This window comes from Variovorax sp. SPNA7 (genome assembly GCF_033807855.1).
In the GTDB taxonomy this organism is placed as follows: domain Bacteria; phylum Pseudomonadota; class Gammaproteobacteria; order Burkholderiales; family Burkholderiaceae_C; genus Variovorax; species Variovorax beijingensis.
The window spans coordinates 802,182-816,802 of record NZ_CP138513.1 but is presented as its reverse complement, the minus strand read 5'-3'; the positions used below and the strand labels follow the sequence as shown (position 1 = coordinate 816,802).

The 14,621-nt window shown below is 67.3% G+C and carries 13 protein-coding genes; 8 read left to right on the top strand and 5 right to left on the bottom strand.

Annotation, left to right across the window (positions count from 1 at the left end):
- Positions 1 to 79: 79 nt before the first annotated feature.
- The 6 genes from RZE77_RS03625 (at position 80) to RZE77_RS03600 (ending at position 6,679) form a co-directional block, all read left to right on the top strand.
- Complete coding sequence (locus tag RZE77_RS03625; protein WP_319440734.1) at positions 80 to 793, top strand: FadR/GntR family transcriptional regulator; 714 nt, start codon at positions 80 to 82, stop codon at positions 791 to 793.
- Between the two features lie 46 nt (positions 794 to 839).
- Positions 840 to 1,835 (top strand): sialic acid TRAP transporter substrate-binding protein SiaP, encoded by a 996-nt coding sequence (locus RZE77_RS03620; protein WP_319440733.1) that lies wholly within the window; start codon positions 840 to 842, stop codon positions 1,833 to 1,835.
- A gap of 15 nt (positions 1,836 to 1,850) precedes the next feature.
- On the top strand, positions 1,851 to 2,408 hold the full coding sequence (locus tag RZE77_RS03615; protein ID WP_124959788.1) for a TRAP transporter small permease: 558 nt from the start codon (positions 1,851 to 1,853) through the stop codon (positions 2,406 to 2,408).
- 22 nt (positions 2,409 to 2,430) lie between these two features.
- Positions 2,431 to 3,825, top strand: coding sequence for a TRAP transporter large permease (locus RZE77_RS03610; protein WP_319440732.1), 1,395 nt, complete (start codon positions 2,431 to 2,433; stop codon positions 3,823 to 3,825).
- A gap of 127 nt (positions 3,826 to 3,952) precedes the next feature.
- On the top strand, positions 3,953 to 5,479 hold the full coding sequence (locus RZE77_RS03605) for a UxaA family hydrolase (RefSeq protein WP_319440731.1): 1,527 nt from the start codon (positions 3,953 to 3,955) through the stop codon (positions 5,477 to 5,479).
- Between the two features lie 138 nt (positions 5,480 to 5,617).
- Complete coding sequence (locus tag RZE77_RS03600) at positions 5,618 to 6,679, top strand: malate/lactate/ureidoglycolate dehydrogenase (RefSeq protein ID WP_319440730.1); 1,062 nt, start codon at positions 5,618 to 5,620, stop codon at positions 6,677 to 6,679.
- A 12-nt stretch (positions 6,680 to 6,691) separates the two neighbouring features.
- On the opposite strand, the gene RZE77_RS03595 is transcribed toward RZE77_RS03600, so the two are convergent.
- From RZE77_RS03595 to slmA, 5 genes are all read right to left on the bottom strand, one after another.
- Positions 6,692 to 7,579, bottom strand: coding sequence for a DMT family transporter (locus tag RZE77_RS03595; protein ID WP_319440729.1), 888 nt, complete (start codon positions 7,577 to 7,579; stop codon positions 6,692 to 6,694).
- The gene (locus RZE77_RS03590) at positions 7,572 to 8,387 is read right to left on the bottom strand and encodes a DUF2182 domain-containing protein (RefSeq protein WP_319440728.1); all 816 of its coding nucleotides are present in this window, start codon (positions 8,385 to 8,387) and stop codon (positions 7,572 to 7,574) included. The genes RZE77_RS03595 and RZE77_RS03590 overlap by 8 nt, the downstream gene beginning before the upstream one ends.
- Entirely contained in the window at positions 8,384 to 8,986 is a 603-nt protein-coding gene (locus RZE77_RS03585) for a DUF1326 domain-containing protein (protein WP_319440727.1), read from the bottom strand. The genes RZE77_RS03590 and RZE77_RS03585 overlap by 4 nt, the downstream gene beginning before the upstream one ends.
- Positions 8,987 to 9,137: 151 nt before the next feature.
- Positions 9,138 to 10,661, bottom strand: coding sequence for a catalase (locus RZE77_RS03580; protein ID WP_319440726.1), 1,524 nt, complete (start codon positions 10,659 to 10,661; stop codon positions 9,138 to 9,140).
- Positions 10,662 to 10,778: 117 nt separating this feature from the next.
- A complete protein-coding gene (gene slmA, locus RZE77_RS03575; RefSeq protein WP_124959796.1) occupies positions 10,779 to 11,432 on the bottom strand; it encodes a nucleoid occlusion factor SlmA in 654 nt (217 codons plus the stop codon).
- Between the two features lie 120 nt (positions 11,433 to 11,552).
- Here slmA and galE point away from each other — a divergent pair, with 120 nt between their 5' ends.
- A complete protein-coding gene (gene galE, locus RZE77_RS03570) occupies positions 11,553 to 12,590 on the top strand; it encodes a UDP-glucose 4-epimerase GalE (RefSeq protein ID WP_319440725.1) in 1,038 nt (345 codons plus the stop codon).
- 205 nt (positions 12,591 to 12,795) lie between these two features.
- Positions 12,796 to 14,595, top strand: coding sequence for a glycosyltransferase family 2 protein (locus RZE77_RS03565; protein WP_319440724.1), 1,800 nt, complete (start codon positions 12,796 to 12,798; stop codon positions 14,593 to 14,595).
- The last annotated feature ends 26 nt before the right edge of the window (positions 14,596 to 14,621 follow it).

Here is a 14,621-nt window from a genome sequence, read left to right as displayed (position 1 = left end):
GCAGCGGCGCGGTGCGGATCGTATTCTGAATTGGCCTTACCACTTGTCCAATTCAGGACAACCCTTAACCCCACCGCCCGTGCCGCTCCAGACCGTCGAACCCCAGCGCCTCTATCGCCAGATTGCCGACCAGCTCCGCGGGCTGATCGGCAAGGGCGAGTTTGCCGTCGGCGCACGGCTGCCGGCCGAGCGCGACCTGGCCCAGCAGCTCGGCGTGAGCCGGCCCTCGGTGCGCGAGGCGCTGATCGCGCTCGAGGTCGAGGGCTGGGTCGAGGTTCGCACGGGCTCGGGCGTGTACGTGCTCGACCGCTCGCACCGCGCGAGCAAGCCGGTGGCGCCCACCGAATGGGGCCCGCTGGAGCTGATTCGCGCGCGCCGCGTGATCGAGGGCGAGACCGCCGCCATCGCGGCTGCCGTGGGCAAACGCAAGGACATCGACGCCATGAGCCGCGCCATCGAAACGATGCGCGGGCTCGCCGACCGCGAAATACTGCCGCTCGAGGGCGACCGCGAATTCCACGTGGCCATCGTCAACGCCAGCGGCAACGCCGTGCTGGTGGAAACGGTGCAGAGCTTCTGGGATTCGCGCAACGGCCCGATCTTCACTCGCCTGGGCGGCTACTTCGAGACGGTGGTCTCCTGGCGCTCGGCCATTGCCGAGCACGAGGCCATCCGCGACGCCGTGGCGGCGCGCGATGCCGAGGCCGCGCGCGCCGCCATGCACGCCCACATGGACAACTCGCACCAACGATTCAGCGCGAGCTGGCGCCGCGCAAAAAAAGCCTCGTCCTGAACTGCCAGCAACTTCTTCACCCCATCACTACAACGGAGACAAACCGATGAACAGCAAACGCAACACCCTCAAGGCCATCGCCGCTTGCGCCCTGGCGGCCACCGCGCTGGGCACTGCCGGCATCGCCGGTGCACAGACCAAGCTCAAGTGGGCGCACGTCTACGAGACCTCCGAGCCGTTCCACAAGTACTCGGTGTGGGCCGCGGAAGAAATCAAGAAGCGCACCAACGGCAAGTACGACATCCAGGTGTTCCCGGCCTCCAGCCTGGGCAAGGAGTCGGACATCAACCAGGGCCTGACGCTCGGCACGGTCGACATCGTGCTGACCGGCGCGAGCTTTGCGGGCAACACCTACAAGCCGCTGGCCGTGACCTACTTTCCGTTCATCTTCCGCGACTCGGAGCATTTGCTGAAGTACGCCAAGAGCGATGTGTTCCAGGAGCTGGCCAAGGGCTACGACGACAAGAGCGGCAACCACATCACGGCGCTCAACTACTACGGCGCTCGCCATGTCACCTCGAGCGCCGCGAGGCCCGTTGCCAAGCCCGAAGACATGAAGGGCCTGAAGATCCGCGTGCCCGACGCACCGGCCTACCTGGCCTTCCCCAAGGCGCTGGGCGCCAACGCCACGCCCATCGCATTCGCCGAGGTCTATCTTGCGCTGCAGAACAACACGGTCGATGCGCAGGAGAACCCGCTGCCCACCATCGAGGCCAAGAAGTTCTTCGAGGTGCAGAAGAACATCTCGCTCACGGGCCACATCATCGACTCGCTGCTGACCGTGGTCTCCGGCCAGCTGTGGGGCAAGCTCTCGGCCGACGAGAAGAAGATCTTCACCGACGTGATGCAGGAGGCCGCCGAAAAGACCGGCCGCGAGATCATCGCCTCGGAAATCCGCCTGACCGAGGAGTTCAAGAAGCGCGGCAACAACGTGATCACCGTGGACAAGGCCGCATTCCGCGAAGCCGTGCTGAAGAACACCAAGCCCACGGACCACGGCTACCGCCAGCAGGACTACGACCGCATCGTGAGCATCAAGTAAACCCAGGGCGCCGGCATGACTGAACCGAAGATCATCGACGACGAAGGGCATTTCCATGCCGAAGACGAGGCCGTCGACCTTTCCCACACCATCGCCGAAGGCTGGATCTCGCTCGCGATCTTCTGGATGCTCGCGCTCACGGTGTTCTACCAGTTCGTCACGCGCTACGTGATGAACGACTCGGCCGCATGGACCGAGGAGGTCGCGCGCTACATGCTGATTGCGGTGGTCTTCATCGGCGCCGCCATCGGGGTCGCGAAGAACAACCAGATCCAGGTCGACTTCTTCTACCGCCACATGCCGGCGGCCATGGGCCGCTGGATGTCGCGCGCGGTCGACGTGCTGCGCACCGTGTTCTTTGCCGCGGCCGTGGTCATGACGGTGCAGATGATGCTGAAGATCGGCAACACCACGCGCATGACCATCGTCGATGCGCCGATGAACATCGTCTACGGCTTGTGCCTGTTCGGCTTCATCGCGATGACCTGGCGCTCGGTCCAGGTGGCACGCATCCACTGGAAGCGTGGCTACAGCGTGCTCGAACGCCCCGAGTCCACGCTGGCCGACCGCTGATGAGCCCGAAGAGAACAACTGCATGCTGAAAATATTCTTCCTTGTCTTCATGGCGGGCGGCATTCCGGTGGCCGTGGCCATGGCCGGCGCCTCGCTGGCCTACATCGTGGCGAGCGGCAGCCTGCCTCCCTTCGTCGTGATCCACCGCATGGTGAGCGGCATCGACAGCTTTCCGCTGCTGGCGGTGCCCTTCTTCATCCTGGCCGGCAACCTGATGAACAACGCGGGCATCACCACCCGCATCTACAACTTCGCGCTCGCGCTGGTGGGCTGGCTCAAGGGCGGGCTCGGCCACGTGAACGTGCTCGGCTCGGTGATCTTCGCGGGCATGAGCGGCACCGCCATTGCCGATGCCGCGGGCCTGGGCACGATCGAGATCAAGGCGATGAAGGAGCACGGCTATTCGACCGAGTTCGCCGTGGGCGTGACGGCTGCGTCGGCCACGCTGGGTCCGATCATTCCGCCCAGCCTGCCCTTCGTGATCTACGGGATGATGGCCAACGTGTCGGTGGGGGCGCTGTTCCTCGCGGGCATATTGCCCGGCGCACTGCTGGCCATTTTGATGATGCTCACGGTGGCCTATTTCGCGCACCGCAACGGCTGGGGCGGCGACGTCAAGTTCTCGAGCACGCGCTTCTTCAAGGCCATGTGCGAGCTCGCCGTGGTGATCGGCTGGCCGCTCCTGATGTGGCTGCTGGTGGCCAAGCTGGGCACGCCGCCGCAGCTCACGGTGTTTGCGGGGCTGGCTTCGCTGTTCGTGCTCGACCGGATCTTCCGCTTCGAAGCGCTGCTGCCCATCATGACGCCGGTGCTGCTGATCGGCGGCATGAGCACGGGCCTGTTCACGCCCACCGAGGGCGCGATCGCCGCCTGCGTGTGGGCCATGATCCTGGGCTTCGCCTGGTACAAGACCTTGTCGTGGAAGATGTTCGTCAAGGTCTGCCTCGACACCATCGAGACCACGTCCACCGTGCTGTTCATCGTGGCGGCCGCGTCGATCTTCGGCTGGATGCTCACCGCCACCGGCGTGACCACCGACATCGCGAGCTGGGTGCTGGGCTTCACCAAGGAAGCCTGGGTGTTCCTGCTGCTGGCCAACCTGCTGATGCTGTTCGTGGGCTGCTTCCTGGAGCCCACGGCGGCCATCACCATCCTGGTGCCGATCCTGCTGCCAATTGCCACGCAGCTGGGCGTGGACCCGATCCACTTCGGCCTGGTGATGGTGCTGAACCTGATGATCGGCCTGCTGCATCCGCCAATGGGCATGGTGCTGTTCGTGCTGGCGCGCGTGGCGGGCCTGAGCTTCGAGCGCACGACCATGGCAATCCTGCCGTGGCTGATTCCGCTGCTGCTGGCGCTGGTGGTGATCACCTACGTACCTTCATTGGTACTGTGGTTGCCGAAAATGTTCTTCTAGAAATGACGCACACCCCCAGTCTTCGCGCACTTCGTGTCGCTTCGCCAACCCCCTTGCAGGGGGCAACACCAGCGGCCCGGCAAAGCCGGTTCCGCGGTGTTCCCCATGAGATCCAGGAGATTCATCCATGACCCCGTTTATCCGTCTTCACCCCGCCGACGATGTCGTGATCGCGCGCAGCCAGCTGGTCGGCGGCGCCAAGGTCGAAGACTTTGCCGTGCGCGGCCTGATTCCCGCCGGCCACAAGGTGGCGACGCACGCCATTGCCGCCGGCGAACCGGTGCGCCGCTACAACCAGATCATCGGCTTCGCGAGCAAGCCGATCGCAGCCGGCGAGCACGTGCACACGCACAACCTCGACATGGGCCCCGACAAGGGCGACTTCGAGCGCGACTACGCCTTCGGCGCCGACGTGAAGCCCGCGCCCGCGAAGCGCGAGGCCACCTTCATGGGCATCAGGCGGGCCGATGGCCGCGTGGCCACGCGCAACTACATCGGCGTGCTCACGAGCGTGAACTGCTCGGCCACCGCGGCGCGCGCCATTGCGGACCACTTCTCGCGCAAGACCAATCCGTCGGCGCTGGCCGGCTACCCGAATGTCGACGGCATCGTGGCGCTCACCCACGGCACGGGCTGCGGCATGGACACGCAGGGCATGGGCATGCAGATCCTGGAGCGCACGCTCACGGGCTATGCCACGCACCCCAACTTCGCGGGCGTGCTGGTGGTGGGCCTGGGTTGCGAAGCGAACCAGATCAATGCCTGGCTCGCGACCGGCCACCTGGCCGAAGGCGAGAATTTCCGCACCTTCAACATCCAGGACACCGGCGGCACGCGCAAGACGGTCGAGAAGGGCATTGCGCTGATCAACGAGATGCTGCCGCGCGCCAACGCGGTCAAGCGCGAGCCCTGCAGCGCGGCGCACATCACGATCGGGCTGCAGTGCGGCGGCTCGGACGGGTACTCCGGCATCAGCGCGAATCCGGCCCTCGGCGCGGCGGTCGACCTGCTGGTGGCGCACGGCGGCACGGCCATCCTGAGCGAGACGCCCGAGGTCTATGGCGCCGAGCATCTGCTCACGCGCCGCGCCGTCAAGCGCGAGGTCGGCCAGAAACTGGTGGACCGCATCAAGTGGTGGGAGCACTACACCGAGATCAACGAAGGCGAGATGAACAACAACCCCTCGCCGGGCAACAAGGCCGGCGGCCTGACGACCATCCTCGAAAAATCGCTCGGTGCGGTGGCCAAGGGCGGCACCAGCAATCTCGAGGCGGTGTACGAATACGCCGAACCGGTCACGGCGCACGGCTTCGTCTACATGGACACGCCGGGCTACGACCCCGTGAGCGCCACCGGGCAGGTCGCGGGCGGCGCGAACCTCATCTGCTTCACGACCGGGCGCGGCTCGGCCTACGGCTGCGCGCCCTCTCCTTCGCTCAAGCTCGCGACCAACTCGGCGCTGTGGCAGCGGCAGGAAGAGGACATGGACATCAACTGCGGCGAGATCGTGGATGGCACCAGCTCGATCCAGGAGATGGGCCAGCGCATCTTCGAACTGGTGCTGGCCACGGCTTCCGGCGAACCTTCGAAGAGTGAGAAACATGGCTACGGCCAGAACGAATTCGTGCCGTGGCAAGTCGGCGCGGTGATGTAGCTCACCCCCAGGCTGCGCGCACTTCGTGTCGCTTCGCCCTCCCCCTCTCCGGGGGCAACACCAGCGGCCCGGCAAAGCCGGTTCCGCGGTGTTTCACGAATGGGCCGCGGCCCCTGATCAAACCCATGGAGTCAACTGATGCCCAAGACCGTTCCCGCCGCAGCGTTGCGATCGCAATGCGCCCGCATCCTCGAAGCCGCCGGCAGCACGCCGGCCGAAGCCGCGCAGGTGGCCGCCAACCTGGTGCTGGCCAACCTGAGCGGCCATGACTCGCATGGCGTGGGCATGCTGCCGCGCTATGTCGATGCGGTGGCCGAAGGCGGGCTCGTGCCCAATGCCGCGGTCAAGGTCAACACCGACATCGGCACGCTGCTCGCGCTCGACGGCCAGCATGGCTACGGCCAGATCGTCGGCGTGCAGGCCATGGCGCTCGGCATCGAACGGGCCAGGCAGCACGGCAGCTGCATCTTCACGCTCGCGAATGCGCACCACCTGGGCCGCATCGGGCACTTCGCCGAAATGGCGACGGCCGAAGGCCTGGTCTCGATGCACTTCGTCAACGTGCTGTCGCGGCCCGTGGTGGCGCCGTGGGGCGGCGGCGACGGGCGCTTCGGCACCAACCCCTGCTGCATCGGCATTCCGCTGGCAGGGGCCGAGCCCTTCCTGCTCGACTTTGCCACCAGCCGCGTGGCGCAGGGCAAGATGCGCGTGGCCCACAACAAGGGCGAACGCGTGCCCGACGGCTACCTGATCGACGAGCGCGGCGCGCCCACCAACGACCCCGGCGTGGTGGTGGTGCCGCAGGCCAACGGCCTGTTCGGCGCGCTCATGACCTTCGGCGAGCACAAGGGCTACGGCATGGCGATGGCCTGCGAGCTGCTGGGCGGCGCGCTCACCGGTGGCGGCACCTGGCACCGCCCGGCCGACACCGCACGCACGGTGCTCAACGGCATGCTGACGATCCTGATCGACCCCGCCAAGCTGGGAACCCAGGCCAGCTTCGCGCAGGAGGCGACGGCCTTCGTCGAGTGGCTGCGCCAGAGCCCGCCGGGCGCCGGCTTCGACCAGGTGCAGATCGCCGGCGAACCGGAGCGTGCCGCACGCACGGCACGCGAGCGCGACGGCATCTGGCTGGACGATGCGACCTGGGGCGAGATCGTCGCGGCCGGAACGAAGGTGGGCGTGGCGGTCGCCGCGTAAAGGCCCGCGCTTCTAGCGCCGCGCCTTGCGCGACTTCTGGCTCAGCACGATCGCGATGCCGCCCAGGATGGCCACCGAGGCAGCCGCCAGCCGCGGCGTGATCGCCTCCGACAGCAGCAGCACGCCGCCGAACGCAGCCAGCAGCGGCACCGACAGCTGCACGGTGGCCGCCTGCATGGCCGAAAGACGCGCCAGCGCCGCATACCAGACGACATAGCCGAGGCCCGAGGTCAATGCGCCGGAGGCCACGGCCAGCGCGATGCCGGTCGCATCCGCATGGGCGCGCATCATGAAGGCAAGGCTCAGCGCCAGGGCCAGCGGCACGGCCCGCATGAAGTTGCGGCCCGTGGCGGCCAGCGGATCGGGCACGCCGCGGCCGCGCAGCGAATACACGCCCCATGCCACGCCCGCGATGGCCATCAGCACGGCGCCGAGCAGCGGCGGCGCCGCAACGCCCGGCAGCACCAGGTAGACGAGCCCGCCGGCCGCCAGCACGAAGCCGAGCCATGCCACGGGCCCGAAGCGCTCGCCGGAGCCCAGGCCCGCGCCCAGCATCGTGAGTTGCACTGCGCCGAACAGGATCAGCGCGCCCGTGCCCGCGGAGAGGCTCAGGTAAGCGAAGGAAAAGAACGCGACGTAGGCGAACAGCATGGCGGCCGCGAGCCAGTCGGCACGGCCGGGCGCGGCAGGTCGTGCCCGGAACTGCACGACGAGCGCGAGCGTCAGCGCACCGGAAACCAGCCGGATGCTGCCGAAGCTGGCCGGATCGATGCCCTGCTGCTGCAACGCGAGCCGGCACAGCAGCGAATTGGCCGCGAACGCGACCATGGCCACCGCGGTCAGGGCGACGGTCTGCAGCGTGGACGGCGCGCGGCGCACTTCGGACATGGCTTCAGACATGCGCCGCCACCATGAAGACGGCCCAGCCCAGCAGCGCGAACCCGAGCGGTGCGCTCAGGCGGTGGCCCCAGGGAACGTTCTTTTCCAGCGCCATGACGGCGGCCAGCAGCAGCATCCAGCCGAGGCTGCCGGTGCCGAGCGCGAACATCAGCAGCATCAGCGCCCAGCAGCAGCCGACGCAGAACAGGCCGTGGTGCGTGCCCAGCGCGAACGCCTGGCGGGCCTGCGCGTGGCCGCGCCAGTGCTCGATGACAAAGCTGAGCGGCGTGCGGCACTTCTCGAGGCACTTGTGCTTGAGGCTGCTGAACTGGAAGGCGCCGGCCAGCGCGATGGTCGCGGCGCCGATCACCCAGCCGTGCCAGGCCAGCGTGGGCGCGCTCGCGAGCAGCGCCAGCACCCCGCTGTGGAGCCCGTGTGCCAGCAGCCCGAAGGCACCCCACACGGCCATGTAGCCGAGCCCCAGCATCACGAGCAGGCGTGCATGGTCCGGGCGCCCCGCGGTCAGGCGGTCGAAGGCGCTGAACAGCGGCAGCGTGGTCGGCAGCATCATGGCCATGGTCATGAGGATCCACGCCACCGCATAGAGGACCGCCGGCACGATCACGCCGCCGGCGGGAATGGCCTGGCACAGGAACGCGGCCGGCCCCGAGACGGTCCAGTCGCCGTGTTCGAGGTAGCGCCCGTAAGGGCTGCGCGCCCAGGCCCACAGCGCCATCCACGCAAGCGCGGCCAGCGCGACGAGAACCGGCAGGAACACGCGGCGGTGGCGGATGACGTTGCGCGGCGGCAAGCCGGCCGCGGGGTTCATGAATCAAAGACGAAGGTGCTCTGCAGGGCGTTGTGGTTCTTGATGTCTAGGTCGATGCCGAGGGCGGGGTTCTTCGACCGGTAGGTGGGCGCCTTGCCGACGAACACCGGCGCGCCCGGAACCGTGGAAAACACGGTGTCGGAAAGCGTGGTCTGCCCGCCGGTGGCGCCGCGGTAGGGTTCGAGCTCGGCGTAGTAGTCCTTGCCGATTTCCAGCTCGCCCTTGCCTTCGTTCACGGTAAAGCGGATCGGCGCCCGCTCGACCGACACGACCTCGCCGATGAGGGCGGCCAGGTCGGCGATCGGCCCGCCGGCCTTCCCGGTGTAGACCTTGAGCAGCGCTTCTTCCTGTTCCTTGGAGGCTTTGTCGTCGACGAAGATCGCCGCCGTCCAGTTGCCTTCGAGGATGTTTCCGGGCACATGCGCCACGGCCGCGATGGTGTTGCCGCCGACATCGACGCCGTCGATGGTTCCCTTGTCGATGCGCCACGCGACGATGGTGTCGCAGGTGCCGTTGTCAGGGTCCTCGCCGATCCAGCAGGGACACAGGACGTTGCAGTTGCATACCTCGAGCAGGCGACCTTCCAGGTGATAGCTCATACGAACCTCCGTTCAGAAGCCACACGAACACGGAACTTGTCGCCGCGACTCAGCGGCAAGGGGGGCGCTGATCCTACGCTTCGCAACAAGGCAAGTCGAGCGCGATGCCCGGCCGCGCGCAGTACCCTGGGTACCCAGGGTACGCCGCGGATCAGCTGCGGCTTGCGTCGTGCGCCGGCTTGCCGACCTGCACGCTCACTTCCTCGCCCTTGAGCTTCGCCTGCACGGCCTTGATGGCCTTGTCGAGCCGCGCGCCGTAGTCGGCATCGGCCTGGCGGAAGTAGCTCACCGAACGGTCGATGATGTCCTGCCGCGTCACCGCGCCCAGGCCGCCCGCGATGTTGTTCACCAGGCGCTGCTTCGCTTCCTCGTCCATCAGCCGGTAGAGGTCGCCGGCCTGCACGAAGTCGTTGTCCTCGGGGTGCTGCTGCCACTGGTGGCTGCCGGTCCAGCCGTGGATCTCGAGCGGCGCGTAGACCGGCTCGTTGCTCTGCTTGGGCGCGTCGCTGAAGCTGTTGGGCTCGTAGTTGGGACCGCGGCCGCCGTTGCCGTCGCCGCGCATCGCGCCGTCGCGGCCGTAGTTCTGCGCCGTGGTCGCATGCGGGCGGTTCACCGGCAGCTGCGTGTGGTTGATGCCCAGGCGGTAGCGCTGCGTGTCGCCGTAGCTGAACAGCCGGCCCTGCAGCATCTTGTCGGGCGAGGGGCCGATGCCGGGCACGAAGTTGGCCGGGTTGAACGCAGCCTGCTCGATCTCGGCAAAGTAATTGTCGGGATTGCGGTTGAGCGTGAGGATGCCGATGTCGATCTTCGGATAGTCCTTGTGCGACCAGACCTTGGTCAGGTCGAAGGGATTGAAGCGGTAGGTCTGCGCTTCGGCCACGGGCATGATCTGCACCTGCACCTTCCAGCTCGGGAACTCGCCGCGCTCGATGGAATGCAGCAGGTCGAGGTGGTGGTGGTTCGGGTTTTCGCCGCCCACGCGCTGCGCCTCTTCAGCCACGAAGGTCTCGATGCCCTGGTGGGTCTTGAAGTGGTACTTGACCCAGAAGGCCTCGCCCTTGGCGTTCACCCACTGGAAGGTGTGGGAGCCGAAGCCGTCCATGTGGCGGTAGCTCTTCGGAATGCCGCGGTCGCCGAACAGCCAGGTGAACTGGTGCGTGGCTTCGGGCGAATGCGAGAAGAAGTCCCAGGCGTTGTTGGGCTCCTGCACGTGGCTGTAGGGATCGCGCTTCTGCGAGTGGATGAAATCGGGAAACTTGAGCGGGTCGCGGATGAAGAAGACCGGCGTGTTGTTGCCGACCAGGTCGTAGTTGCCGTCTTCGGTATAGAACTTGAGCGCGAAGCCGCGCGGATCGCGCACGGTGTCGGCCGAGCCGAGCTCGAGCGCCACGGTCGAGAAGCGCGCGAGCACCTCGGTCTTCTTGCCGACCTGGCTCAAAAACTTGGCCTTGGTCCATTTGGACACGTCGGCCGTGACTTCGAAGGTGCCGAAGGCGCCCGAACCGCGGGCGTGCACCACGCGCTCGGGAATGCGCTCGCGGTCGAAGCGCGCAAGCTTCTCGATCAGGTTGTGGTCCTGCATCAGCACGGGGCCGCCGGGGCCAGCGGTCTGCGACTGCTGGTTGTTCTCGACGGGCGCGCCGTTTTCGGTGGTGAGCTTGCGGGAGTCGGTCATGGGTGGGCTTTCCTCTGGAGTTGTAGGGGCCCATGCATTCTGTCAATGAATGCAGCCTTGCTGCATCACATTGAGCTATCGCCTCGATAGGCGGCCCGCCGAAGGCCGCCCGAGGCTCTAGACGATCAGCGCGATCGTGGCTTCGAGGTGCTCCGACGGCGCCCGGCGGAAACCCGAGCGCGTGAAGCGCTGCAGCTGCCCGACCACGAAGGCCGTGAGCGCCGCGGCGCGCACCTGCGCGTCCACGCTCGGGGTGGCCGAGCCGTCCGCGGCGGCCGCCCCGCGCAGTACCTGGCGCAGGGTGGCCTCGATCTTGTCGAAGAACTGGTTCATGCGCTGCTGGAGGCGCTCGTTCTCGAACACCAGCGCATCGCCCACCATGACGCGCGTCATGCCGGGGTTGCGCTCGGCAAACTGCACGAGCAGCGTCAGGATTCTTGCGGCCTGCTGGGCGCCCGTTGCGCCTTCGCGCTCGAGGATCTGGTTCACCAGCGTGAAGACGCTCTGCTCGATGAAGTCGATCAGGCCCTCGAACATCTGGGCCTTGCTCGCAAAGTGGCGGTAGAGCGCGGCCTCGCTGACGTCGAGCCGCGCGGCCAGTGCCGCGGTGGTCACGCGCTCGGCCCCGGGCTGCTCGAGCATGGCGGCCAGCGCCTGCAGGATCTGCACGCGCCGCTCCCCGGGCTTGGGGCGTTTTCGGACCGGCGCGACGGGCGTCAGCGTTTCGGTCTGGGTTTCTATGCCGGGATAGCTTGTCTCTTCGTTCTGCATGGAAGCGCGTGCAAAGATGTAATCAATTGATTCTCGCACAGGGCCGCGCAGTGAGCGCGCGCAAACCGGCCCCGGGAAAGCTCGTACAGAATCGGCCCATTCAACCAAGCAAGAGTTCTCATGGCCCCAAAAAGCGTTCTGGTGACAGGTGGTGCAGGTTTCATTGGCAGCCACACCTGCGTCGCGCTGGCCGCGGCCGGATACACACCGGTCATTCTCGACAATCTGGGCAACAGCGACATCCGGGTATTGGAGCGGTTGCGGCAGATCACCGGCAGCGCGCCGCGGCTGATCGAGGGCGACGTGCGCGACCGGGCGCTGCTCGACCGCGTGCTGGGCGAAGAGCGCTTTGCGGCCGTGATCCACTTCGCGGGCCTCAAGGCCGTGGGCGACTCGGTGGCCGACCCGCTCACCTACTACGACAACAACGTGCACGGCAGCCTCGTGCTCGCCTCGGCCATGCAGCAGGCGGGCGTGCGGACGCTGATCTTTTCATCGTCCGCCACGGTGTACGGCGAACCCGACCACTCGCCCATTCCGGAAGACGCGCCCTGCAGGCCGGCCAACCCTTACGGGCGCTCCAAGCGCATGGTGGAAGAAGCGCTGGCCGACCTGCACCGCGCGCAGCCCGATTGGCGCATTGCGCTGCTGCGCTACTTCAACCCGGTGGGCGCGCATGAAAGCGGGCTCATCGGCGAGCACCCGCAGGGCAAGCCGAACAACCTGATGCCCTTCGTCTGCCAGGTGGCCGTGGGGCAGCGCGACAAGCTGCTGATCCACGGCAACGACTACCCCACGCCCGACGGCACCGGCGTGCGCGACTACGTGCATGTGATGGACCTCGCCGAAGGGCATGTGGCGGCGCTTCGGCATGCGCAGGACCACGCCGGGCTGGTCACGCTGAACCTCGGCACCGGCCGCGGCGCCTCCGTGCTGGAGGTGGTGCATGCCTTCGAGCGCGCGAGCGGACGTCCGCTGCCTTATGAAATCGGTCCGCGCCGGCCCGGCGACGTGCCCGCGTACTGGGGCGATCCCTCGCTGGCGGAGGCCACGCTCGGCTGGCGCGCGCACCGCGGACTCGACCAGATGTGCGCCGACAGCTGGCGCTGGCAGCAGGGCAATCCGAACGGCTACGAAAGGTCACTGACCGCTTGCTGACCGCTCCTGGCTTCCCCCGGAAGGAAGGCCCCCAACGGCTCCCGGGCATGTAACGAATGCACACACGGGAACCTGCCCGCAACAAATGTTAAGGGGATTGTTACCCAACCGATCTTTCGCGTCGCTATTCTGAATTGATGGGGGGCTCTGCATGCCGGCAAGCCCCAAGGGTTGTGCCATCTCTTTGCAGAGTAGGGGGAAAGATTTGCCTATCGATCAAGCGCGATACGCCCAATGGGCGGCGGCGTGCCGGTTCTCTGCCTTCACCGATACCGCCTACAGCGCGTGGACACGCGAGGAAGCGTCCCGCCACAAGGCAGAGCAGCCGGCGCTTCGCTCTGAGCTGGAGAATCTTCCGTACCGCGAGGGCCTGACCTTCGCCATCGCCGACAGCGGCAGCGACGAGGCGTTGCGCAGCACGCTGACTTCGCTTTCCGCGCAGCTGTGCCATCGCTTCGACGTGGTGGTGACCTGCGACCCTTCGCGCGCCGAAGCGGCAAGCCAGGCGCTCCTGTTCGTTCGCGATTCGATCAACGTGCGGCTGGTGGCGGCGAGCGCACCGGCAAGCCGGCTTGAACTGCAGCAGCTCGCGCTCGAGCACACGGCCGAACCGTGGTTCGGCGTGATCCTCTCGGGCGACCGGCTCGCTGCGCAGGCCGTTTCGTCGATCCAGTTCACGCTCGCCAAATGGCCCGATGCGGCCGTCGTCTATGCGGACGAAGACTGGATCGCCGAGGGCCAGGCGCGATGCAAGCCGCGCTTCAAGTCGGCATGGGATCCGGAGGCGCAGCTCGGCTTCGACCTGCTGGACGGCCTGTGCGTGATGAAGCGCGACAACGTCCTGGCGGCCGGGGGCTTTCGCGCCGAATTCGAACCGGCCGCCGGCTACGACCTGCACTGCAGGGTGGCCATGCCGCTGCCCTGCAGCCGGGTGCGCCATATTCCCTCGGTGCTGTACCACCGGCAGGTCCCGCCGATCATGGATGCGGGCGACACGCGGCAGGCCTTCGAGGCCTATGCGGCGGCGGCCCGGCGGGTGGCGGCTGAAGCGGCGTTCCGGCAGACGGGCGTGGCGGCCGAGGTGCTGCCCTCGCCGATCGCGGAGTTCGTCAACCATGTCCGCCGTCCCCTGCCCAGCCCCGCGCCACGGGTCAGCGTGCTCGTGCCGACGCGCGACCGCGCCAACCTGGTGAGGACCTGCCTGGACGGCCTGCTGCGCAAGACGGACTATCCGGATTTCGAAGTCCTCATCCTCGACAACGACAGCGTCGAGCCGGCCACGCTGTCCCTCTTCGCCGAACTGGCCGCGGACCCTCGCGTGCGCGTGCTCCGCGTGCCCGGCCCCTTCAATTTCTCGAGCATCAACAATGTCGGCGTGCAGGCCTCGACCGGCGAGGTGCTGCTCTTCCTGAACAACGACATCGAGATCCTCGACGGCGGATGGCTCAGGGAGATGGTCGGCGAGGCCATGCGGCCGGACATCGGCTGCGTGGGCGCCAAGCTGCTGTACGGCGACGGCACGGTCCAGCACGCCGGCGTCATGCTGCAGAGCGGCCCGCTGGCGATGCATGTCTGCCGCACCGACGGTGCCACCGACACCGGCCTGGACGGGCGGCTCGCCGGCACGCGCGACTACCTGGCGGTCACGGGCGCCTGCCTGGCGGTTCGGCGCGCGGTGTTCGAGCAGGTGGGCGGCTTCGACGGCGAGCACCTGCCGGTGGCCTACAACGACATCGACCTGTGCCTGAAGGTGAACGATGCGGGCTACCGCAACATCTGCACGCCGTTCGCGTCGCTGCTGCACCTGGAGAGCGCCTCGCGCGGGCACGACCATGTTTCCGAAGAGAAGCAGCAGCGGGCAGCGCGCGAGCAGGCGCATGCCAGCACCAAGTGGATCGATCGCTTCGAGCACGACCCCTACCACAACCCGAATGTCCAGTGGGACTGGCTCACCGGCGCGCACCTGGCCCCCAACGTCGGCCAGCCCTGGCAGCTCGCGCGCTGAAGCCGCGGTTTCATCGACTTTCTAGC